Origin of the sequence: Commensalibacter papalotli (ex Botero et al. 2024) (assembly GCF_947179115.1) — a bacterium.
Classification (GTDB): domain Bacteria; phylum Pseudomonadota; class Alphaproteobacteria; order Acetobacterales; family Acetobacteraceae; genus Commensalibacter; species Commensalibacter papalotli.
The window spans coordinates 22,021-44,933 of sequence record NZ_CAMXCI010000003.1; the positions used below are offsets into that span (position 1 = coordinate 22,021).

The window sequence follows — 22,913 nt, forward strand, 5'->3', positions numbered from 1 at the left end:
GGTGACTAATTATGAACAATTCGAAAAAAATTATTGGCAGCAAAGGTGAAATTTTATACGAGTTTCAAATTGTTGACCGTTTGAATTCGGGTTGTCCTTCTCTTCCGATGAATATTAATGGTAATACAGAGCTTAATTTTGCAAATGTTGGAGATATTTCTTATATTTGTTCAATTACAGGTCAATCAAAAATTACCATAAAACCTGGAAAAAAGGGGCAACTCCAAAGAATGACCCTGTTAATTGTTAATAATGCTAATAATTCTGTTGTAACCTTTTCTGAAAACGTCATTACAGGGAAAGATAACCTTTATATTCAATCAACAATAGGTTCTTTTTCAGTAGTTGAATTTATTTATGACGGATATTTGAAAATTTATGGAAGGTCTCTAATCAATGGCTGAGACTGGATTTATTAATAATGGCAGTCTTGTTCAATACGGACAAGGTAACACAAGTGATAGTTGGGATTATTTGATTGAAGACAAAGCGCCTTTAAGGATATTAATCTCTGGGGATTTGCCGAACTCTAAAGACGGCAGTTCTATGAATTGTAGCTTTTATTCTGGGACAATTCCTTTATTTTCTGCGGCTGGAACGTGGGGAATACAAGGCCAATCTAGCGTTAATTCTTCAAAGAAAAATTGGAAACTTAAATTAATTAATCCAAAAACAGGAAAAAAATTAAAAGTTAAGTTTGGTGATTGGTTTCCCTCAAGCTCTATTACTTTAAAAGGGTATGGCACAGATAGAACCCTTTTGCGTGACACGACCACAACAAGATTGTGGCGTAACATGTATTCTACGCATTTTAATGGTTTGTTATCGTCTGATCGTAATTATAACTATTTCAAAGATAAAAATTGTGCCTCGATGACCTCTGCGCTGTTCACAACAGATGGTTCACCTGTTGAGCTATACTTTAATGACCAATTTTTAGGTATGTATGTCATTCGATCTGATGTTGATAACGATACATTTTTGATGGATCCAGACAACCCTAATCATATTCAAACTCAACCACAAAAAGCATCTAATTTTTGGCTTTCTGGGAAATATACACAAAGTGAATGGGATTTTTATTGCCCAGGAACGGTTACGGCTGACACAACTCAAAAATTACAAGATTTTATCACTTGGGCCTGCGGCTGTGTTAATGGAACAATTGATTTACGTTCTACATACCATGACCACATAGATTTAAAATCATGGATTGATTATATTCTTTTATGTGAAGTTAGCGCATCTTATGATTCAATTCAGAATAATTTTGAGATGGCGACATGGAACGGAACAGACGCAAACCCAATTTGGTCTATTTTTCCATATGATGAAGATGAAACCTTTGGGATTGTTTATGGAAAAACAACAAGCGCTCAAACAGATCCTCTAACTATTGGTTGGGTGATGAGAGAAAAGGGCAATATTGGTAATCAACATCCAGTATTCTTTGAAAAAATATTAGATACTTTTTGGGGCGAAGTAAGGGATCGATATTATTATCTTCGTTCGAATAAAATACTGGATACCTTTACTTTTGATCAAATGATTAAATCGCAAGTGGATTTAATTAATCCTAAATCCTTAGAGCAAGATTTGAAGTTATGGAGTGCTACGGGACAGACAGGGATTGGTACGGGATTAGATGTTTCTGATTACGGTCGAAAATGGTCATTTGTCTATATCAAAAACTTTTTCTCTGATCGTTTAAAATGGCTGGACCAACAATTTAATATTTAAAACAACAATCAGGCATGAGAACGGGACGCACATAGCGTCTTTTTTTATGCCTTTTTTATGGGGAAAGACAATGGATACGGACTTAATTACTCAGATCATGCAGTATTTAATGGGTGTAATTCCAGGGGATATTGCTGGGAATATTGTTGCTGTGGTGACGGCTATCGTAACGTTGTGTACGTTGATGATGCGTTTTTGGAAAGAGCCAGAAATGACCAGTAAATGGCATAGCCTTTGGCAAGTTATTCATGTGCTGGCATCCTTTAAAAAGCCAGATGAAATTAAGGAGAATAAAGATGGTCAGAAGGATCGTTAATTCTCTGCGAAATCATGATCACTGGTTTGCTGAATGGTGGAGTTCTATTTTATTGATGGCCGTTGGGGTTTATGGGCTATGTGAGCCAACGAGCATTATTATCCAACAATCTTTTATCGATGGTTTCTTGCAATTCATGCCTGATAAGGTGTGGGAGCTTCTGTTTGTTTATACTGGCTTACTTCAATATTGTGCATTGAATTATGAAAGTTTGATAGGCAGGGGAATAACTGCATTCTTTGCATCATCATTATTAATATGGGGATTTTTAAATATTCTCTTTTATGGCCAATGGCACTTCAGCCTGATTGCATGGGGTGTATTCGCAACGATCAATCTTTACGCGCTTTGTCGGGCCATACGGGGGATAGAGAAATGCCATGAATCTCTTTGAAATCCTGCGTTGGTGGTGGGAGAGTAACGCCGAATGGATCAAAATCCATGATCCTTGGGTCATTCCCGTTGTAGCAATCAGTATTCCAATGTCATTCGTTATCCGTGCAATATGCGCTGTGATTAGAACTTGGCGGGGGAAATGAGTTTTTCCCAGAGGTAGGAAAAACTAACTACTCAATAAAATAACGCCTCAAAATTATCATTAAAAATCAACATAGGAAATGAACATGACCAAAGTCATAGGTGGAATATATATTCCGCACTTAAAGCATGAGATCGTCAAACCAGCCCTTGAGTATATTAACTTGGGTGGCTCCAGAGCCATTAACCAGGTCACTGGCACTTTTCTGGCGGAGGGATATGCTGGGGGCTGCACGTATCTCAAGCAGCTTGGCAATGGTCCTGCTGTGGGTGCGATGCAGATGGAACCAGCTACTTATAGTGATATTTGGAAGAACTTTCTCAGCACACCCAAACGCAGTCACTTAGCTGCGTTATTGAAGAATATCGCAGGCGCTTTCAATACAGATAATAACGGCATCCCAATACCCACGACAATGACGGGCAATATTTTCTTTGCCGCAGCAATGTGTCGTGTGTTTTATTTAAGAATACCCACTGCGCTGCCTGAGGCTACGGATGATACTGCAATGGCCCAGTATCACAAGAAGTATTATAATACCGATCTTGGTAAAGCAGTCTGGCAGGATAACGTTGATCGTTTCAAGCAGGCAATTGATGCTTAATCTAACCACCCGGAATTTCCGGGTAGTTCAAAGAATTTACAATAGCAGTTTTGAGCTGTTTTTTTTTATCAACTTACTAATATTAAAAAAGGAATTTTATGTTAGAGACTATTCAACCAACCGATCCGATTGCTGCCTATATTGGTGGCAAAAGGCAACTAGCAAAGCAAATAATTGCAAAAATAAATCAAACACCTCACGAAAGATACGTAGAGCCTTTTATGGGAATGGGTGGAGTATTTTTAAGGCGAACAAAAAAACCTCCTGTTGAGGTTATTAATGATATTAATAAGGACGTGATAAATTTATTTCGTGTTGTACAGCGTCATTACGATGCATTAGTAGGGCTATGTGAATATTCTCTTTCTTCACGAGATGAGTTTTATCGACTGCGAAATATTCCAAGAGATTATTTAACCGATATAGAGCGGGCTTATTGTTTCTTGTATCTACAGAAACATTCTTTTGGTGGAAAAGTTGATCATAGTGGGATAAATACTAGTCGGGGTTGTTTTAATAAATTTATCTTGGAAAAGAAAATCAAATTACTTCATAAACGGTTATCAGGTGTGTTTATTGAATGTTTACCCTATGAGGATTTTATAAAACGACAAGATAAACCAGGTACGTTATTTTACCTGGACCCACCGTATTATGGCACAGAAACGTATTACAAAAATTTCTTTACCAAAGATGATTTTCAGAAACTGGGGAGTTTACTTAGAAATATCAGAGGGTTCTTTATCTTGTCTATAAATAATGTGCCAGAGATAAGAGAAATTTTCAATGGGTTTTATTTTGAAGCCGTTCAGATTAAATATTCTTGTAATGCCAAAACCACAAAGCAAAGTCAGGAGTTGATTATCAGTAATTATCGATTCTGATTTTAATATAATTTAATGGGTAAATCTATATATTCAAAAGTGGGCATATTATAGGTCATATGTTAGTATTTATTATAATAAAATTATACTAATCAATATATTGTATTATCTAAATGAAAGACATCCCCTCCGCCATATATCTATACATTTTCCTACAAAAGACATCATAAACTCTACAACAACAGCTGTTTTTTGCTTTTATACTGAGCAAACTCGTACAAAGTTAAGCATTTCAAAGCAAAGAATTAGTTGGTATTATTGTTGGTATGGGATTAATTTTGTTGGTATTATCCTATTATGTTGACAGATAAACAAATAAAAGCCTTTAAACCAGAAGCTACTGATAAAAAGAAAACTGATGCCCAAGGACTGTATTTTCAGGTTAAGAAAAACGGGTCCAAACTTTGGCAAATGGCATATCGGTTTAATGGTAAACAAAAAGTTTTGTCTTTTGGAGCTTATCCTCTTGTATATTTAGCTGAAGCTAGACAGGTAAGAGATGATGTTAAGCGTGAGGCTGGTCGATAATATTGACCCTGGACTTACCAAGAAGCAAAGAAAAGACATTAAATCTACACAACAGGGTAATACATTTGACAATATTCGATTTATTATACTATTTTTTATTATAATATATAAATTAAAAATATCGATATTTAATATATATATATATAGATTTTTTGATCAAAATAGAGTATATTATTACTAGTATAAAATATTTATAAGTTAATTATATAGGTGCATTAAGCACCTTTTTTATTTTAAAAGCCGCTCAAATTATTGAGGCGGCTTTTTTTATTTCTAGTATATTAAAAGGAATGACACGGCATGTCTTGTAATTTAAGGCCAGTGATTGTTATATTACCCAGTGGGTGTTTAGGGAATAAGGTTATAGAATTGCCTTGTAAATCACCAATAGAAGAGATTTTCTATAATTTTTCTGTTGTTAATCGGATGAAGGCAACAGATAGTATTATTAATATTGTTGGACAGCCTTCTGATCAAAAAATGACTATTGATGAAATCACCTTTACTGGGAAAACATTTAGATGTTGTATTGGTGGGGGAAGTCTGAATACAAAAACGGGTATTCGTTTTCTTATTATGACTAAAGAAAACGAAGTTATAGAATTTGTATGCACTTTGACAGTCATGTCTGAAGGGATTATATCGCAAGAACAAGAAGATAAAATTGTTTTGGGAGATACTGGTCCTGCGGGTACGATTACGATTGGTAAAGTGTCGACAGTTTCCCCTGATCAACCAGCAGTTGTTACAAATGTTGGTATTCCAAGTGCTGCTATTTTGAATATTGATATTCCTCATGGAGAGGAAGGTGTTACCCCAACAATTATAGCAGGGACAACGACAACCTTATCTGCTGGACAAGATGCCAAGGTAACTGCGGTTACTTCTGGCACTACAACTCAGTTTAACTTTGCATTACCTCAAGGCTTTAAAGGGGATGCTGGGTCTTGGTGGTATTCTGGAATAAAAGCGCCAGATGAAACCGTCGGTCTTGAAGATAAACGTGGTATGCCTCGTCCAGGAGATATGTATTTATTACTCGATAATGATGGGCATAATGCGAGTACTTATATTTTTACCAATGATAATAAATGGGAGGGCCCTTTGGCAACAGTTGCTGGCCCTCAAGGTGCTCCTGGAAAAGATGGACTTACACCTACTATTGCTATTGGTAAGATTGAAACACTTAATTCTGATTTAGAGGCAACTGCAGAAATAATTACAGATGGTAATAACAACAATATCCTAAATCTTGGGCTGGTCAAAGGTAAACAAGGAATAACACCTACCATTCAAGTGGGAACAGTCAGTACAATATCAGATGATCAACTAGCTGCTGTAACTGCCACTACAAATCAAACTACTACGACTTTTGATTTCTCTATTCCACAAGGAAAACAAGGGGTCAGTTTTATTAATGATGGAACTGTTGATGCAAAAGTTAAATCTATTGTTTCTGATGATGGGTTAATTCAATCAGATGGTAATGGTAATCTTACATTCTATAAGAATCAAACCAATTCAACAGGAGAAGTCTCATTAGTAACAGCTTTTAAAATTACTCCAAAAGGGAATGTTATTGATGATAATAATCTCTATTCAATACTCTCAATAGTAGATGAAAAATTTACAATAGATTGTGAGGGTAATATTTATTCAAAGGGAGGAATATTTGTTGATAATGGTAATATAATTTCTGGAGGAGAGGGAACCCTAAAACTACAAGCTTTAGAAGTTGGGCAAGTAAATAATTCTGGAAAATCTGGATCTATAAGTTTAAGAGATGGAAAAACAACTAATCAATCAGATGCTTCAATTTCAGTTCTAGATGGGAGTGGTGAAAAAGACAAGTTTGATAGTGGTACTATACGATTATCATCTAAAGAGGTCAATATTGTTGGTCTTTTGTCGTTCGGAGTAAGTGGTTCAAAAATAAAAAATAATGGTGCTGCAGAGCTTTCTTGTATTGAGCTTGGTAATAATTCTACTGGGGCTGGATATATTGATTTTCATACGACTTATCTTAATGAAGATGGTAAGGCAAACGATTATGATGCCAGAGTTTCAGTAGATAATATATCAGGTTTAAATGGCAAGGGTAATTTATCTATAATTGCTGAATTAGTAAGAGCTTCATCAAATTTAACTGTTGGCAAAAATTTGATTGCAGTAGGTACAGCGAGCCTAGATAATGATAAAATTCAAACCGATGGAAAAGGAAATATAAGTATTTCAGGTAGCATCAGCGCTGCTAGTGGGTATTGTAAAATTGCGGGAAACGGTAGTTTAAATGCAAGATGTATAGAGCTTGGTGGTAATGGTATGGAGGCTGGTTATATTGATTTTCATACAACTTACTTAAATGCCGACGGCAAAGCAAATGATTATGATGTTAGAGTTATTGTAGACAATACATCAGGATTAACTTCTCCTGGAATGGGTAGGTTAAGAGTTATAGGTGATATTACAGCCACAAAATCACTTAATATTGGAGATTCATTGTCGATAAAAAACCAATTGACAGTTGGAGGTCTATTTCAAGCTCAAGGTTACTCACAATTTGATAATAATACGATTTTTACTGATGGAAAAGGTAAAATGTCGTTTTATGATCAAACCAATAAAAAAACTAAAATTTACATGAGTTATAATGATGGAATTAACGTTCAAGAAGGTTTGCCTTTAACATTAAGTAACTATACTTCTGATGGGTCCATTAAATCTGCGAGGTTGAGATATACAGGTACACTAACTGATAATATCGTAAGTATTGACAGCACAGATGGCACTGGGGCTATGATAGCATGTAATAAGATAAAGGCTAATCGTTCAATATCAACATATAATGATAATACATATACTCGATTATGCCCTGTTATTTACGATGCTTCTGTAGCTATCGGTTCGGATAATGGATTACCCAATACTGTTACAACGGGATATGTTGTTGCCTGTAAAAATCTAATGGTTAATGGAAAAGTTTCTCAAGATATACTTTTTGTTCGTGCAAATAAAGACTACCCCGCGGTGTTAACTGATTGGGATGTGATTGGTGTAAGTACTCTAGGTCTAAAAATTGATGATTTGCAAGATGGTCATATGGAGTTAAAAGTAAAAACAATTATTTCTCAACTCCCTTTAACAACTGATATAAGTACAACTGATTTAAAACCACGTATGCAAGCTTGGAATGAAGCACAGAACATGCCTTGTTGGTGGGATGGTGATCATTGGAATGGCACTATTTCATCATCAAAATCGTCTGATACGTTTACTTATATAGGGTCTGGTTTTTTATTGCTTAGTCGTGGAAATTCATATGTTCAACCAGCTTGGGTTGCTGTCAATGAAGGGGCTTTGCCCCCTAAGACCTCTATGGGTGAAGGGTATCAATTTTGGAATAACTCAGAGTCTTTATGGGTATCTCCAACGGATGGTGTTTTACATTTAGATTATAATATTTCATTTAATGATAATTCGGGGACGGGGGTTGATGGAACAATTTTCCAAGAGCATGATGAATTATGGGTATGTGTATGTAAGAAAACTAACCCTGCTATTTGGTTGCCGTCTAGTTTAGTGAAACATAGTTTAAAACCATATAGTATTTTAAAATCCGATAATAAAACAGTATATAAACCAAGTGATATTTTAAATGGATCACTTTCATATCCTGTTAAAGCTGGTGATCAATTGCAAATTAAAATAGCATGGTTTCCTAAGCAACTTTTTACATCTTCAGACTGGTCGCAAAGAATACAAATTTCTGAAGGACGATTTAGTTTTTATGTAAGCTGATGAATGGTTTGTGAAGTCATACTCAGTTAAAGTTATTTGATCGTTTGATCAAATAATCTTATTATTTTAATAAGATGGGTTAATCTATCTTTATTCTAATTTTTTCAAAGCCGTTCAATGTATTTGGACGGCTTTTTTGTTTTAATTATATAAAAGGACGAAAATTATGTCTACTAATCAAGAGTGTCTAAATAACAAAAATTTATCTAATGCACATGTTCTACAAGCCTTTCCTCTGACTGAATGGTATGGAACTGCATTTGATTTTCAGGTAAAACTCTATAATAATATTGTCATTAAATGGAATGCTAGTGAAGCAACATTAAATATTACTCATAATTGGATATATCCTCAAGAAGGAGGGTATATTGCTATTCCCAACGACAGAATATTGTTCAATGAAGATGATGGTCGTGCAATTACCTTTAATACCCCTTTGACTTTAAAAAAGGAAAAAGATCGTATGCTACGTTTTTTTAGTGTAGGAGGTGATAGTTTAAAAATCTGGTTTGGCAATAACATTCAGATTTCTTATGTGTGCGCGGGTATTGTAGAAGGTTCTTAATATTGAAGTAGATACTAACTATTAAAAAGAAGTTAATTTTATTTATAATTTTATATTAAAATATTATAAATAAAGTATAGTAATAAAGTAGTTGAAAAGATAAAGGAGTTCTTTTGTTGAAAACGAAAATTGCTTTATTACGTGAAATGGGGCTTCCCAGACCTTATACAGATTCAAAACCAATTGAAATTGTCGAAGCAGAGCTCAGTCCTCCTGCAAATGGAGAGCTTCTGGTAAAACTGGTTGCGGCAGGACTTTGTCATTCAGATTTATCAGTAATTAATGCCAATCGCCCGCGGGTGATGCCGATGGCGTTGGGACATGAGGCCTCAGGGATTGTTGAGGCTGTTGGTCCTAATGTTACTCGCTTTCAACCTGGCGATCATGTGGTGATGGTTTTTATTCCTTCCTGTGGGCATTGTATTCCTTGCGCAGAAGGCCGGCCAGCTCTTTGTGAGCCAGGTGCTGCGGCATCGGGTAAAGGTGAGCTCTTGGGGGGTACCAAACATATTCAGTATAAATGTGAAGAGGTTAATCATCATCTTGGGGTTTCTGCTTTTTCCACGCATGCGATAGTAGCTCAAGAATCTTGTGTAAAGATTGATAAATCTGTTCCTTTGGAAACAGCGGCTGTTCTTGGATGTGCTGTGTTAACCGGGGTTGGTGCGGTGCTTAATTCTGGTCAGCTACAAGCAGGGCAAACTTGTGCTATTATCGGTCTTGGTGGTGTTGGACTGGCAGCTTTATTGGGTGCATTGGCAGCAGGGGCACAGACGGTTATTGCCGTCGATATTAGTGAAGAGAAACGTCAGTTTGCTTTGGAGCTAGGTGCTGATTATGCTATTGATCCAAGTGCACCTGATGCAATAGAACAAGTGCGCAGGCTAGTACCAGGAGGCGTTGACCTTGCTGTTGAGCTGGCAGGTGCGGTTCCAGCATTAAAATTTGCTTATGATATTATTAAGCGTGGTGGACAGGCCGTTACAGGGGGATTGCCTCATCCAAAAGCAGAGATCAGTTTTCCTGCGGTCAGTTTGGCAGCAGAAGAAAAAACGTTAAAAGGATCTTATGTTGGGTCTTGTGTGCCTTTACGTGATATTCCGCGGTTTGCGAGTATGATGGTTAAAAAAAAGCTTCCTGTTGAAAAGTTAATTACACATCGTATAAAACTTGAAGATATTAATGAAGGTTTTGAGCGGTTGGCTAATGGTGAAGGAATTCGCCAACTGATTATTTTTTAATGAATGATAAAGGCGTATTTTGATATTATTTGTTCAAATACGCTTTTTATTTTATAAATCGTTTGCATAAATTCTTTTGATTTCACCGTCAGTTAAGGTTGATGCTTGTTTTGGATCATGACCAAAGATAATTTTTGCTCCTTTATCTTGTAGTTTTTTAAAGAGTTTAAAATTATTAATCATGCTTTCTGGATCATTGACGACCATGGCATCGGGCAGTGTCATATTCTCCAAAGAATGTTTTAAATAACACGCATCTGCTGTTAATATTATGGTTTGATCACCTAGTTTTACTTTTAAAGATTGATGCCCGTCTGTGTGACCATAAGTTGGAATTAAAATGATGGTGCCATCTTGAAAAACATCATACTCACCATCAACTTCAATGCGGTCATGACCAAGATCATAATGATGAGGAGAATAGATTTGTTTTTCTATATTTTCGTCTTTTTGTGCGGCTTGCCATTCTCTTTTTTGGATAATCCATCGTGCATTAGGGGCTGCAACATTCCCACCGCAATGATCAAAATGAAGGTGAGAGTTAATGATAAAATTAATTTTTTTAGGATCAATCCCAAATTTTTTTAATCTTGAAGTTACATCTTCTCCTGCTTGATATTGCACGGTAGTAATCTTGGCAAAAATACCCAAAGCCTCTTGAACTATATCAGGATTATCTGATTGTAAGGCTGTCTCTAGACCTGTATCAAATAAAATAGTACCCTTAGGGTGCTCAATAAAATAACAAGGAACAGGAACTGCTAAATTTCCGGTTTGGCCTGCAAGAAAGAACCCAGCAGGCATGGTAATCCACCCACAAGTCATCGCATATAATTTAATTTCTTGCATTATTTTCAACCTTTTCAATAAAACACACTGACAAGTTTACGCACGATCTTATATTTTGTAAGATAAACTCATTGTGACATGCATAAAAATAAAGAAATTATTCTTCTGATGGCAAGTCGATACCCTCTATATTATTAGTGTAAAATTTATTATTTTCATCACATAAAATACGTGCGATTTCTTTGTTTGCTTTTTGCACGATGATACCAGATTCAGTTTTATGGTCCTTTGTTAACCTATCCATAGAGGAGTATAGGGTATAAGTAATATGTCCGTTAGGTACATTTACCGTGTAATAAATAGACCTTCCAGCACCCATCCATTGATAAGTAGATGCTTTGCTTTTGGGGATGGAGAAAGATAATTCTGGTGTTGATTGTTGTTTTCCAAATTTATAATAGATTTTATTATGATCCATGGTCACAGTTACAATTTTACGATTGGTTGTTGTACATTCAAAAATGGTAGTATTTTTTGCTAAAGCGGGGCTAATAAACAAAGTAGCAATTAAGTAGTATATTGTCTTCATAGAGCATTTTTTCTTGTGGATAAGTTTGTTGAAAAGTAATGAATAACTTTGGTAAAAAGACAAATGAGTACGTTAATGTACCGTTAATTGCCATAAATTCGTGCGAAAATCGTAGCTTTATATCAGGAAAATCAAGCCTTGTAGAGAATTAGTCTTTGTACAGAGTACAGAATTCATAATCAAGAATAATAGATGTGTACAATTTTTAAATATTTATATTTTGCTAATAGGTAAAAACCAAGTCATTCTTTATTCGGTATAGTATAAAATAACTTTAAATAATTAACGTAAATGGGGTTATGAATGTCTGAAATAATAATTAAAAATGTGACTCAATTTGTTGAAGCCATTCGTAATATTGCAAAAAACGATCAAATAGAATTATTTTTTCGTGGTCATGCGGATCGTGCTTATGTTGCTGAACCTGTGATTTTCGAAATAAAGAACATCTGAAAAACAAAAAGCATTTGTTTAATGATATGATTACCCAATGCTCCGAAGAGTTCAAAGATTGTCAATATACATTTGAATAACTTGTTAAATGCAACATTACGGCCTGCCTAGGAGGCTGCTTGACATTACCAGTAATGCGTTGGTTGCTTTGTATTTTGCTTGTTGTTCTTTGAGTGGTGAAGCGGATTGTAAAGATGGTCAGGGTTAAAAGATAAATCCATCATCATATGGCCAGATCATGACCAAGCAGGAGAAGAGAGTTTGCAAGCGATCTTGCTGAGATTTTATATGAGATTGGCATTCAATCCCTTTGTAAAGTTACTTTACCAACAAATTTACCCAATTTAGCACCTTAACAGACTGGCAAGAGCATATTGGTAACTATCTTATTGGTAATTCTCGATTAATATTCTTTGGCAGGGAGTTTGCTGGAGATGACTCATATTGCTGGGGGTGGAGATTACATCTGGTCGGGAAAAGCCAATCAGGTAAAAGCACAGCTTTATTTGTTGCAGCATCAATCTGGGGAAAAGGTGCAAGAGATGGACAAGTCAGAAGTTGGCGACATACAGGTAATGGATTGGAAGGGATCGCCAATGAAACTTCTGATTTATGTTTGATCTTAGATGAATTTGGTGAAGCCTCAGCCAAAGAGATTGGCGATATTATCTATATGCTTGCTAATGCCATTGGCAAAGGCAGAGCCAATGAACTAGGCAATGCACGCGAAAACTCTTATCGAACCACGCAACCAGCACAGATGGTGCGATCAGAACCATTACCCAGCGTTGTGCGTTGATTAAATAAGCGGGATTATTGGCGGTTGAGTATGGAATATTCTCTTTTGATAAAACCACTATTACCCAAAAGCACTGAAAAATGCTTCAAAGACTGGATCAGCCATAATCCAAATATGCAAGAACTTCAAGAAAAAAAAGATCTTGCATATCAAACATTATCTCGAAACCCATGGAGCCAATCGGTTTATTGATATTACGTTCGCAGACACCGACCGAACACCCAACCGCGTTCGATATAAAAAAAAAAATACTAACGGTGTGTTTGATTATTTGATCCTTGCACAAAATTGTGAAAAGGAAGTGTGTAAAGGGTTTAATGCTAAAGAAGTAGCAAAAGCATTAAAGAAACAGGGGGGAGTGTAGGGAGTGTGATCTAACCAGCTATATAACTCACTATTCCAAGCATAGGATTAACATGCATTTGTCACATCAAAGCCAGTATTATCGAGTATGAATAAAATGATTTAAAACCTCAAAAAACCACTGGGGAGCACTAGGGAAGAACAATCAAATAAAAAATTATTATAAATCAATTTCTTATAAAATACTCCCCACGCTCCTCAGCCTCCCCAAGGAAAATAAAAAAGTTTTAATAATCTTATTTATGAATAACCTCTTGGGTGATTTATTTAATTTGAGATGATTTTGATTTGATTATTTGATATGTTTTTTAGTGAGAATAACACCTTGAATTATATTCAACTCATAGGAATAACGTGATCATGAATACCAGTATCCAACAACGTGCCGAATTACAACGTCGTATTTGGCAAATTGCGAACGAAGTTCGGGGGTCTGTGGATGGTTGGGATTTTAAACAATATGTTCTTGGCACGTTATTTTATCGCTTTATTAGTGAAAATTTTACGCAACATATGGAACAAGATGACGAGGATGTTCATTATGCAACATTACCTGACGATGTTATCACGGCGGAAATCAAAGCGGATGCAATTAAGGTTAAGGGCTATTTTATGTATCCCAGCCAGCTTTTTACCAATGTCGCCAAAGCAGCACATACAAATGACAGTTTGAATACGGATTTAAAACAAATATTTGATTCCATAGAAGGGTCAGCCAATGGCTATCCATCAGAAAAAGATATCAAAGGATTATTTGCGGATTTTGATACGACCAGCAATCGGTTGGGCAATACAGTTGCCGAGAAAAACAAACGCTTGGCGGCGGTTTTAAAAGGGGTTGCGGATTTAAATTTTGGCGAATTTGCGGATAATCATATTGATTTGTTTGGCGATGCTTACGAGTTTCTGATTTCCAATTATGCGGCGAATGCTGGGAAATCAGGGGGTGAGTTCTTTACCCCACAACATGTTTCTAAATTGATTGCTAAACTGGCATTGCATGGTCAGGAAGCTGTAAACAAAATCTATGACCCTGCGGCGGGATCGGGATCATTATTATTGCAGGCAAAAAAGCAATTTGATGAACATATCATTCAAGAGGGTTTTTTCGGGCAAGAAATTAATCATACGACCTATAACCTTGCTCGTATGAATATGTTTTTACATAATATTAATTATGATAAATTTAATATGGCGTTGGGAAATACGTTACTTGATCCACAATTTGGAGATGATAAACCCTTTGACGCTATTGTTTCCAACCCACCTTATTCAGTCAAATGGATTGGTTCGGATGATCCAACCTTGATCAATGATGATCGATTTGCGCCTGCGGGGGTGTTGGCACCGAAATCCAAAGCAGATTTTGCTTTTGTCATGCATGCATTGGCGTATTTATCCCCAAAGGGCAGAGCAGCGATTGTTTGTTTTCCAGGGATTTTTTACCGAGGGGGCGCGGAACAGAAAATTCGCCAATATTTAGTGGATAATAATTTTGTTGAAGCCGTGATTTCTTTGGCGCCAAATTTATTTTTTGGCACCTCAATTGCGGTGAATATTTTGGTGTTGTCGAAACATAAATATGAGTATGAGACGAAATTTATTGATGCCAGCAAATTATTTAAAAAAGAGACCAATAATAATATTCTGACAGAAGCCCATATTGCAGAGATTTTGAAATTATTTGATCAAAAAGAAGATCAGACCTATTTTTCCAAAACGGTCAGGAACGAAGATATTGCCGAGAATGGTTATAATCTATCGGTCAGTTCTTATGTCGAGGCAGAGGACACACGTGAGAAAATAGATATTACCCAATTAAATGCGGACATTAAGGAAACCGTTGCCAAGATTGATACGCTTCGCACGCAAATTGATGCCATCATCGCGGAGATTGAGGCATGAGCGATCTTATTGCGAAGTTACTGCAAGGGAAGAGTGTTGAGTGGAAAAAAGTTATAGATATATTTATATTAAAAAATGGCTATACACCTAGTAAAGCAAAAAATGAGTATTGGACAGATGGAACGATACCTTGGTTTCGTATGGAAGATTTGCGTGCAAATGGTAGCATTCTAAATGATGCTGTTCAAAAAGTGCATCAAAGTGGAATAAAAGGGAAATTATTTTCTGCTAACTCGATTATTATGGCTACCACGGCAACAATAGGCGAACATGCACTAATTACCGTTGATTATTTAAGCAATCAACAGTTCACTAATTTTTCTATTAAAGAAGAGTTTAACAATAAATTAGATATAAAATTTGTTTATTATTATTTCTTTATTTTAGATCAAAAAGCAAAACAAGATATTAGCACTTCCAGTTTTCCATCTGTGCAAATGGAAAGGTTAAAAAAATGGGATTTTCCAATTCCACCTTTATCGGTGCAGGAAGAGATTGTGCGGATTTTGGACGCATTTACCACCCATACCGCAGAGCTTACCGCAGAGCTTACCGCAGAGCTTACCATGCGTCAAAAACAATACAACCATTATCGTGACACCTTACTCGCCTTCCAAGACGGCCAAGCCGAATGGAAAACTTTGGGTGAGGTTGGGGAATTTATTCGTGGTAATGGTTTGCAAAAAGCAGATTTTACTGAAACAGGCTTTCCCGCTATACATTATGGTCAAATTTATACAAAATACGGTTTATTTGCTGATAAATCTTTTGTATTTGTTAGTAATGATTTGGCAAAAAAATTAAGAATAGCAGATAAAAATGATCTTTTGATTGCTACAACATCAGAAAATGATGAGGATGTTTTAAAATGTGTGGGATGGCTTGGTGAAAAAATTGCAATTTCAGGCGATATGATATTGTTTAGGCATGATTTAAATGTAAAATATTTAGCGTATTACTTCCAGACTAAGGTTTTTCAAGCTCAGAAACAGAAATATATTAGTGGAACAAAAGTAAAACGGATTTCAAAAGAAAATATTGCTAAATTCATTATCCCAATACCCCCATTATCCGAACAAGAACGCATTGTTGCGATCTTAGACAAATTCGACACCCTAACTACCTCAATTACCGAGGGGTTGCCTCGTGAAATTAAACTGCGTCGACAACAATATGAATATTATCGCGAACGACTCCTGAGCTTTCCAAAATAGTGGGGGATATATAAATGGGAAAAACGCTAAAAGAAATAGCGCAAGATTTAAAAGATTCCAAGAAAAAAGTGCAACTCATTTATGCTTTTAATGGCACAGGGAAAACTCGTTTATCTCGTGAATTTAAAAATTTAATCAATGGTGACCCTGATCAAGAACTGACTAGAAATAAACTGATATATTATAACGCCTATACAGAGGATCTGTTTTTTTGGGATAATGATTCGGATGGAGATACCGTTTATACATTACGAATTCAAAAAAATTCTTTTATAAAATGGGTGCTAGAGGACGAAGGAAAAGAGGGGTCTATGACTGATTATTTTCAAAGATATGTTCATAAAAATTTAACTCCAATTTTTGAAGAAGTATTCTCTAAAGTTACTTTTTCTTTTGAAGGAGGTAATGATAACCAAACAAAAAAAATTAAAATTTCAAAAGGTGAGGAAAGCTGTTTTATTTGGAGTATTTTTTATACCCTTATCGAACAGATTGTCGCAGAGCTTAATATTCCTGAAATAGATAATCGTTCGACCCACGAATATGATCAACTAGAATATGTTTTTATTGATGATCCAGTTAGTTCCCTTGATGAAAATCATTTGATTGAATTAGCGGTAGATTTGGCAGTATTAATTAAATCAAGCCAATCTAAAGAATTAAAATTTATTATTACGACCCATAATCCTCTATTTTATAATGTGTTATATAACGAATTAAGTGCAAAATCTGGAATAATATTACAACAGAATGATGATGGAACATTTGAAATTGATGAAAAACAAGGTGATTCAAATCAAAGCTTTTCATATCATTTGTTTTTAAAGACAATATTGGAAGATGCAGTTACTCAGAAAAATGTTCAAAGATATCATTTCACACTTTTGCGTAATTTATACGAAAAAACAGCTTGTTTTCTTGGCTATCAAAAATGGTCTGAATTATTGCCTGGCGAAAAACAATTGTATTTATCTAGAATGATTAATTTTACCAGTCATTCTTCATTATCAAACGAACAAATAGCAGAGCCTAATACACAAGAAAAAGAAATGGTTAATTTTTTATTAAAGCATTTGCTTAATGAATATAATTTTTATCAGAAAGATCAGCAGAAAGTAACAAAATGACCGTTGAAACTAAACCCATTGCTGAAACCCCTAATTTTATCATTTTGGATAAATATACCAAGATCGAACAGCTGGATGGCTCTTATCAAACTGAAGGGGATCTGGAAAAGGAACTGATCGCGGATTTACAAAAACAAGGATACGAGGTTTTACCCAAACAAAGTCATGACCAATTAAAAGCCAATCTGCGTCAGCAACTTCAAAAACTCAATAAGGTTCAATTCTCCGATCCTGAATGGCAACGGTTTTTAATCGAATATCTGGACAAGCCCAGCGAAAATTTAATCGATAAAACTCGCAAAATTCATGATGATTATATCTATGATTTTATTTTTGATGATGGGCATCTTCAAAATATTTATTTACTGGATAAAAAAAATCTGTCTCGTAATCATATCCAAGTCATGAACCAATTCGAACAAAAGGGAACTCATGCCAATCGGTATGATGTCACCCTATTAATCAATGGGTTGCCTTTGGTTCAAATAGAGTTAAAAAAACGCGGCGTTGCAATCCGTGAAGCCTTTAACCAAGTCCATCGCTATACCAAAGAAAGTTTTAATGCTGAACATTCTTTGTTTAAATATTTACAGATCTTTGTCATCTCTAACGGCACCGATACGCGCTATTTTGCCAATACGACTGAACGTAATAAAAATAGTTTTGATTTTTCTATGAATTGGGCAAAATCTGATAATAATGTCATTAAAGATTTAAAAGATTTCACCGCGACTTTTTTACAAAAAAATACGTTGTTGAATGTGCTTTGTCATTATTCCGTTTTTGATGTGAATAATATCTTGCTGATTATGCGCCCCTATCAAATTGCTGCAACTGAACGGATTTTATGGAAGATTAAAAGCTCTTTTTATGCCAAAAATTGGAACAAAAAAGAAAGCGGTGGATATATTTGGCATACGACAGGATCAGGCAAAACCTTAACCAGTTTTAAAGCCGCCAGATTGGCCACGGAGCTGGAATTTATTGATAAAGTCTTTTTCGTTGTTGATCGTAAAGACCTTGATTATCAAACCATGAAAGAATATCAACGTTTTTCCCCAGACAGCGTTAATGGGTCTAATAATACTGCCGAGTTAAAACGGAATTTGAATAAAGATGATAATAAAATCATTGTAACGACTATTCAAAAGCTTAATAACTTAATGAAAAGCGAAGATGATTTGCCCATTTATAACAAGCAAGTTGTCTTTATTTTCGATGAAGCTCATCGTTCGCAGTTTGGTGAAGCTCAAAAAAATCTAAACAAGAAATTTAAACAATTTTACCAATTTGGATTTACAGGAACGCCTATTTTTCCAGAAAATGCCCTGGGGTCAGAAACAACCGCAGGGGTGTTTGGTCGTGAATTGCACTCTTACGTCATTACGGATGCTATACGTGATGAAAAAGTCCTTAAATTCAAAGTCGATTATAATAATGTCCGTCCTAAATTTAAGGATATCGAAGCCGAACAGGATGAAAAAAAGCTGACCGCAGCTGAAAATAAACAGGCTTTGTTGCATCCTCAACGAATTGAGGAAATATCAAAATATATCCTAAGCAATTTTAAACAAAAAACACATCGCAGAATGAACGGAACGGGATTTAATGCCATGTTTGCCGTCAGCAGTGTGGAGGCCGCCAAACAATATTATGAATGTTTTAAAAAATTACAAACGGGCATTGATAAACCACTAAAAATTGCAACGATCTTTTCTTTTGCTGCGAATGAAGATCAGGATGCTTTTGGGGATATTATCGATGAAAATTTCGAACCCACCGCAATGAATACCAGTTCCAAAGAGTTCCTTGCCAACGCGATTGAAGATTATAACCGTTATTTCAAAACAAATTGGAGTATAGAAAGTAAACAATTCCAAGAATATTATAAAGATCTTGCCAAAAAGGTTCAAAGACAAGATATCGATTTACTGATTGTTGTTGGGATGTTTTTAACTGGATTTGATGCGCCAACGCTAAACACCTTATTTGTTGATAAAAACTTGCGTTATCATGGATTAATCCAAGCTTACTCTCGTACTAATCGAATTCATGATGCAACCAAAAGTTTTGGAAATATTGTGACTTTCCGTGATTTGGAACAGCCAACTATTGATGCAATTACATTGTTTGGTAATAAAAATACTAAAAATGTGGTTTTGGAAAAAAGTTATGAAGAATATATGGAGGGTTACACCGATCAAGTTACTGGTGAGGCAAGACGTGGATATTTAGACATTGTTGAAGAATTACAACAACGTTTTCCTAATCCCGAAGAAATCATTACTGAAAAAGACAAAAAAGATTTTGCCAAATTATTTGGTGAGTATTTGCGTGCTGATAATATCCTTCAAAACTATGACGAATTTGCCTGTGTACAAGATTTTCAAACGCTTGATGTGGATGATACTCAGGCCGTTGAAGAATTTAAGGATAAACATTATTTAAGTGATGATGATTTAGAAAATTTGCAAACTGTTGAAATCCCGCCAGAACGCACCCTCCAAGATTATCGATCAACGTATAATGATATTCGGGATTGGTTAAGAAAAGAAAAGTCTAGTCAAGAAAAAGAAAAAACAACCATAGATTGGGATGATATTGTTTTTGAAGTTGATTTGTTAAAATCACAAGAAATTAATCTTGATTATATTTTAGAACTCATTTTTGAGCATAATAAAAACGTTAAAGATAAGTCTGTTTTAGTTGAAGAAGTTCGTCGTTTAATTCGAGCCAGCCTTGGCAATCGTGCCAAAGAAAGTTTGGTGGTTGATTTTATTAATCAGACCGATTTGGATCAAATTTCTGATAAAGCAAATATTATTGATGCTTTTTTTCAATTTGCTCAAGTCGAACAAAAGCGTGAAGCAGAAGAGCTTATAGCGTCTGAGAAATTAACAGAACAAGCTGCAAAACGATATATTACAACCTCTTTAAAACGTGAATATGCCAGTGAAAATGGAACCGAATTAAACGACATATTACCCAAAATGAGTCCATTGAACCCTCAATATCTGATTAAGAAACAGACAATTTTTCAAAAAATATCTGCTTTTGTTGAAAAATTTAAAGGTGTTGGAGGGAGGATTTAAGCAAAAATAATATTCTACAAGATTCGTTATTGAAGGTAATGATTAAACGATTATGATGATTATAATACTTAAAAGTTATTATAATCGTTTTTAATAACCCATAAAAAGACGAATTCAATCCGTAAGATAGGTTAGATCTAATTTTAAAGAAATATATAATAAAATCAACATGTTAAATAACATGGATGGTGGAGGGGGTTGGATTCGAACCAACGTAGACGTACGTCAGCGGATTTACAGTCCGCCCCCTTTAGCCACTCGGGCACCCCTCCGTATAAGATACGAGGTTAATAACAGGTTTATTTATCAATTGTCAATAAGAGAAATAGATTTCTCTGGAGAAATTTGTTATTTTTTTATAAAGTCCTATTTTTTAATAATTTAAAGATTGATATTTCATGAGCAGACGCCCTCAACCTAATATAAATGCGAATTATAATATAAAAGGCGGTTATTGGTTATATGGCCAACATGCAGTCCAAGCTGCATTGCAAAACCGTAAGCGCCAAAAGTTGCGCTTGTTAGCTACGGCAGATGCTTATGCTACGGTATTAGCAAAATTGGATGCACCTTTAAAAATTGTCCATGAAACGATTGATCGATCAACTTTGGATACTATCTGTGGCAAAGAAGCAGTCCACCAAGGTATCGCTTTGCATGTAATGCCTTTGGGCAGTGCCAGTGCCGAAGATATGTTAGAGCGTTCTGGCCCTATTTTAATGCTGGATCAGGTAACTGACCCACGTAATATTGGGGCTATTTTACGTTCTGCGGTGGCTTTTGGCGCAGCTGGAGTGATTTTACAAGATCGTCATTCACCAGATGAAAGTGGGGCTATGGCTAAGGCAGCATCTGGTGGGTTGGATACTATCCCCATTATGCGTGCGGTTAATTTGTCTCGTGAATTGACTAAATTCAAAGAAGCAGGGTTGTGGGCAGTTGGATTGGATGCGCATGGAAATTTATTAAATGGTGCCGATTATGCTCAACGCCGTGTAATATTAGTACTAGGTGCTGAGGGCGCAGGAATCAGACAGCTTACCAAGAAAAATTGTGATGAAATTGCTAGCCTACGTATGACTGGGGATATCGACAGTTTAAATGTTTCTGTTGCAGGGGCAATTGCTTTATATGAGATCACACGTAGTTTCTTCTAGGTTAAAAAGGTTATGAGTAAAATGAAAGTTCCTCAATTTCTTCGTTTAGCTGTCAGACGGGTAATCAGAGCTTATTATCATTTTATTTTTCGCCTTAACCGTGTCGCTGTGCAAAAGGTTAAACTTGAGCAATGTGGTGCTTGTGATGGTCAAGTAACTTGGTTTGATGTTAATCGTTTAACGGATACAGAAAGATATCCTTTTTCCGATTGGAAAAGGCCAGCCAAAGCTATTTACCGTTATCGCTTGGAAAATGTTGTGTTAGATGCCTATTACATGGTTTTTTTTAAAAACGGAGGCATTATTCCCAATTGTAATCACTATATTACCGGTGAGCTTTTAAACTCTTTAAAAGTTAGGCCGAATGAAGTGATTTCATATGAAGATCAAGGGCTGGTATTTAGCTGTTCCGATCACTGGGAAAATAATTATTTTCATTGGATGGCACATGCTCTACCAGCCTTTTATGCGGCATTGCAGTCTGGTATCCAAGGAAAATTCTTAGTTCCATCACCATTATTACCTTGGCAACAGAGAACGCTAGAGTTATTAGGGATAGATTTAGAACGTTGCTGTTCTATTGATAAATATAAACAATATGCTTTGTCTTGTGTAGATTATTATGAACTAGGTACAGGAGAGGCTGATTTCGCAGTTTCCAATTTATCGGCTCAAGCTTATCAACAGATGATCAGTAACGTTAAAGTTTCAATTAAACAAGAATTATGCCATGATAAGATTTATATCAGCCGAGCTAATAAAGAACATCGTAATCTTAGTAACGAAGCAGAATTAATTGAGAGTTTAAAGCAAAAAGGATATTTTATTTTAGATCCTGAACTCTATTCTATTGATGAGCAAATTATTATCTTTCAAAATGCAAAAATGGTTGTGGCATTATTAGGTGCGGGGCTTGCCAATATTGGATTTTGTAAACCAGGAACGATTATTTATGAACTCATTCCAAGCCATCATGATAATCAATGTTTTTTAGTGATGTCTTTGCAAGGAAAGTTGCGTTATTGGGCGGATAAATTTGATACGGGTGTAGATCATAATCGCCCAGATCATTTAAGCGCATGGGTGAATGAATTGGATATCCCATTTGTTATTAAACGTTTGGATGAGTTAGAACAATTTATAAAATAATGATTAGGCAGTTTAATCTTTACCAGATAAACTCTGTTTCAAATCAAGCCTTTTTAAGAAAA

23 protein-coding genes and 1 tRNA gene are annotated in these 22,913 nt (G+C 35.5%); 21 read left to right on the forward strand and 3 right to left on the reverse strand.

Going from position 1 to position 22,913, the window contains the following annotated elements; all coding sequences use genetic code 11:
* The first annotated feature begins 11 nt into the window (after positions 1-11).
* The 11 genes from QMN76_RS07060 (at position 12) to QMN76_RS07110 (ending at position 10,214) form a co-directional block, all read left to right on the forward strand.
* Positions 12-404, forward strand: coding sequence for a hypothetical protein (locus QMN76_RS07060; protein WP_282065922.1), 393 nt, complete (start codon positions 12-14; stop codon positions 402-404).
* Complete coding sequence (locus tag QMN76_RS07065; RefSeq protein WP_282065924.1) at positions 397-1,740, forward strand: CotH kinase family protein; 1,344 nt, start codon at positions 397-399, stop codon at positions 1,738-1,740. The genes QMN76_RS07060 and QMN76_RS07065 overlap by 8 nt, the downstream gene beginning before the upstream one ends.
* 70 nt (positions 1,741-1,810) lie before the next feature.
* Positions 1,811-2,056, forward strand: coding sequence for a hypothetical protein (locus QMN76_RS07070; protein WP_282065926.1), 246 nt, complete (start codon positions 1,811-1,813; stop codon positions 2,054-2,056).
* Positions 2,037-2,450 carry a hypothetical protein gene (locus QMN76_RS07075; protein WP_282065927.1) on the forward strand — a complete coding sequence of 138 codons (414 nt, stop codon included), beginning with the start codon at positions 2,037-2,039 and terminating at the stop codon, positions 2,448-2,450. Before QMN76_RS07070 ends, QMN76_RS07075 begins: the two co-directional genes overlap by 20 nt.
* Positions 2,437-2,595: a hypothetical protein gene (locus tag QMN76_RS07080; protein ID WP_282065929.1), complete on the forward strand. Its 159-nt coding sequence runs from the start codon at positions 2,437-2,439 to the stop codon at positions 2,593-2,595. Before QMN76_RS07075 ends, QMN76_RS07080 begins: the two co-directional genes overlap by 14 nt.
* Positions 2,596-2,679: 84 nt before the next feature.
* Positions 2,680-3,198, forward strand: coding sequence for a hypothetical protein (locus QMN76_RS07085; RefSeq protein WP_282065930.1), 519 nt, complete (start codon positions 2,680-2,682; stop codon positions 3,196-3,198).
* 98 nt (positions 3,199-3,296) lie between these two features.
* Positions 3,297-4,082, forward strand: coding sequence for a DNA adenine methylase (locus QMN76_RS07090; RefSeq protein WP_282065931.1), 786 nt, complete (start codon positions 3,297-3,299; stop codon positions 4,080-4,082).
* A 297-nt stretch (positions 4,083-4,379) separates the two neighbouring features.
* Positions 4,380-4,610 (forward strand): Arm DNA-binding domain-containing protein, encoded by a 231-nt coding sequence (locus QMN76_RS07095; RefSeq protein WP_282023449.1) that lies wholly within the window; start codon positions 4,380-4,382, stop codon positions 4,608-4,610.
* Between the two features lie 300 nt (positions 4,611-4,910).
* A complete protein-coding gene (locus QMN76_RS07100; RefSeq protein WP_282023448.1) occupies positions 4,911-8,408 on the forward strand; it encodes a phage fiber-tail adaptor protein in 3,498 nt (1,165 codons plus the stop codon).
* A gap of 166 nt (positions 8,409-8,574) precedes the next feature.
* The gene (locus QMN76_RS07105) at positions 8,575-8,973 is read left to right on the forward strand and encodes a hypothetical protein (RefSeq protein WP_282023447.1); all 399 of its coding nucleotides are present in this window, start codon (positions 8,575-8,577) and stop codon (positions 8,971-8,973) included.
* Positions 8,974-9,089: 116 nt separating this feature from the next.
* Entirely contained in the window at positions 9,090-10,214 is a 1,125-nt protein-coding gene (locus tag QMN76_RS07110; protein WP_282023446.1) for a zinc-dependent alcohol dehydrogenase family protein, read from the forward strand.
* 51 nt (positions 10,215-10,265) lie between these two features.
* Here QMN76_RS07110 and QMN76_RS07115 read toward each other — a convergent pair whose 3' ends face one another.
* Both QMN76_RS07115 and QMN76_RS07120 read right to left on the reverse strand, forming a co-directional pair.
* Entirely contained in the window at positions 10,266-11,063 is a 798-nt protein-coding gene (locus QMN76_RS07115; RefSeq protein WP_282023445.1) for an N-acyl homoserine lactonase family protein, read from the reverse strand.
* 97 nt (positions 11,064-11,160) lie between these two features.
* Complete coding sequence (locus tag QMN76_RS07120) at positions 11,161-11,592, reverse strand: hypothetical protein (RefSeq protein ID WP_282023444.1); 432 nt, start codon at positions 11,590-11,592, stop codon at positions 11,161-11,163.
* A gap of 303 nt (positions 11,593-11,895) precedes the next feature.
* On the opposite strand from QMN76_RS07120, the gene QMN76_RS07125 reads away from it, so the two are divergent.
* The 8 genes from QMN76_RS07125 (at position 11,896) to QMN76_RS07160 (ending at position 20,545) form a co-directional block, all read left to right on the forward strand.
* Positions 11,896-12,045, forward strand: coding sequence for a hypothetical protein (locus QMN76_RS07125; RefSeq protein WP_282023443.1), 150 nt, complete (start codon positions 11,896-11,898; stop codon positions 12,043-12,045).
* Between the two features lie 88 nt (positions 12,046-12,133).
* On the forward strand, positions 12,134-12,253 hold the full coding sequence (locus QMN76_RS07130; RefSeq protein WP_282065932.1) for an FRG domain-containing protein: 120 nt from the start codon (positions 12,134-12,136) through the stop codon (positions 12,251-12,253).
* A gap of 165 nt (positions 12,254-12,418) precedes the next feature.
* Entirely contained in the window at positions 12,419-12,844 is a 426-nt protein-coding gene (locus QMN76_RS07135) for a DUF927 domain-containing protein (protein WP_328517275.1), read from the forward strand.
* A 30-nt stretch (positions 12,845-12,874) separates the two neighbouring features.
* Complete coding sequence (locus QMN76_RS07140; protein WP_282023441.1) at positions 12,875-13,036, forward strand: hypothetical protein; 162 nt, start codon at positions 12,875-12,877, stop codon at positions 13,034-13,036.
* A gap of 531 nt (positions 13,037-13,567) precedes the next feature.
* Positions 13,568-15,112 carry a type I restriction-modification system subunit M gene (locus tag QMN76_RS07145; protein ID WP_282023440.1) on the forward strand — a complete coding sequence of 515 codons (1,545 nt, stop codon included), beginning with the start codon at positions 13,568-13,570 and terminating at the stop codon, positions 15,110-15,112.
* Positions 15,109-16,326, forward strand: coding sequence for a restriction endonuclease subunit S (locus tag QMN76_RS07150; RefSeq protein ID WP_282023439.1), 1,218 nt, complete (start codon positions 15,109-15,111; stop codon positions 16,324-16,326). Before QMN76_RS07145 ends, QMN76_RS07150 begins: the two co-directional genes overlap by 4 nt.
* A gap of 14 nt (positions 16,327-16,340) precedes the next feature.
* Entirely contained in the window at positions 16,341-17,453 is a 1,113-nt protein-coding gene (locus tag QMN76_RS07155) for an ATP-binding protein (protein WP_282023438.1), read from the forward strand.
* The gene (locus QMN76_RS07160) at positions 17,450-20,545 is read left to right on the forward strand and encodes a type I restriction endonuclease subunit R (RefSeq protein ID WP_282023437.1); all 3,096 of its coding nucleotides are present in this window, start codon (positions 17,450-17,452) and stop codon (positions 20,543-20,545) included. The genes QMN76_RS07155 and QMN76_RS07160 overlap by 4 nt, the downstream gene beginning before the upstream one ends.
* Before the next feature lie 186 nt (positions 20,546-20,731).
* On the opposite strand, the gene QMN76_RS07165 is transcribed toward QMN76_RS07160, so the two are convergent.
* A tRNA-Tyr gene (locus QMN76_RS07165) sits at positions 20,732-20,817 on the reverse strand.
* Between the two features lie 126 nt (positions 20,818-20,943).
* On the opposite strand from QMN76_RS07165, the gene rlmB reads away from it, so the two are divergent.
* A complete protein-coding gene (rlmB, locus tag QMN76_RS07170; protein ID WP_282023436.1) occupies positions 20,944-21,702 on the forward strand; it encodes a 23S rRNA (guanosine(2251)-2'-O)-methyltransferase RlmB in 759 nt (252 codons plus the stop codon).
* A 12-nt stretch (positions 21,703-21,714) separates the two neighbouring features.
* Positions 21,715-22,851, forward strand: coding sequence for a glycosyltransferase family 61 protein (locus tag QMN76_RS07175; protein ID WP_282023435.1), 1,137 nt, complete (start codon positions 21,715-21,717; stop codon positions 22,849-22,851).
* Positions 22,852-22,913: the final 62 nt, after the last annotated feature.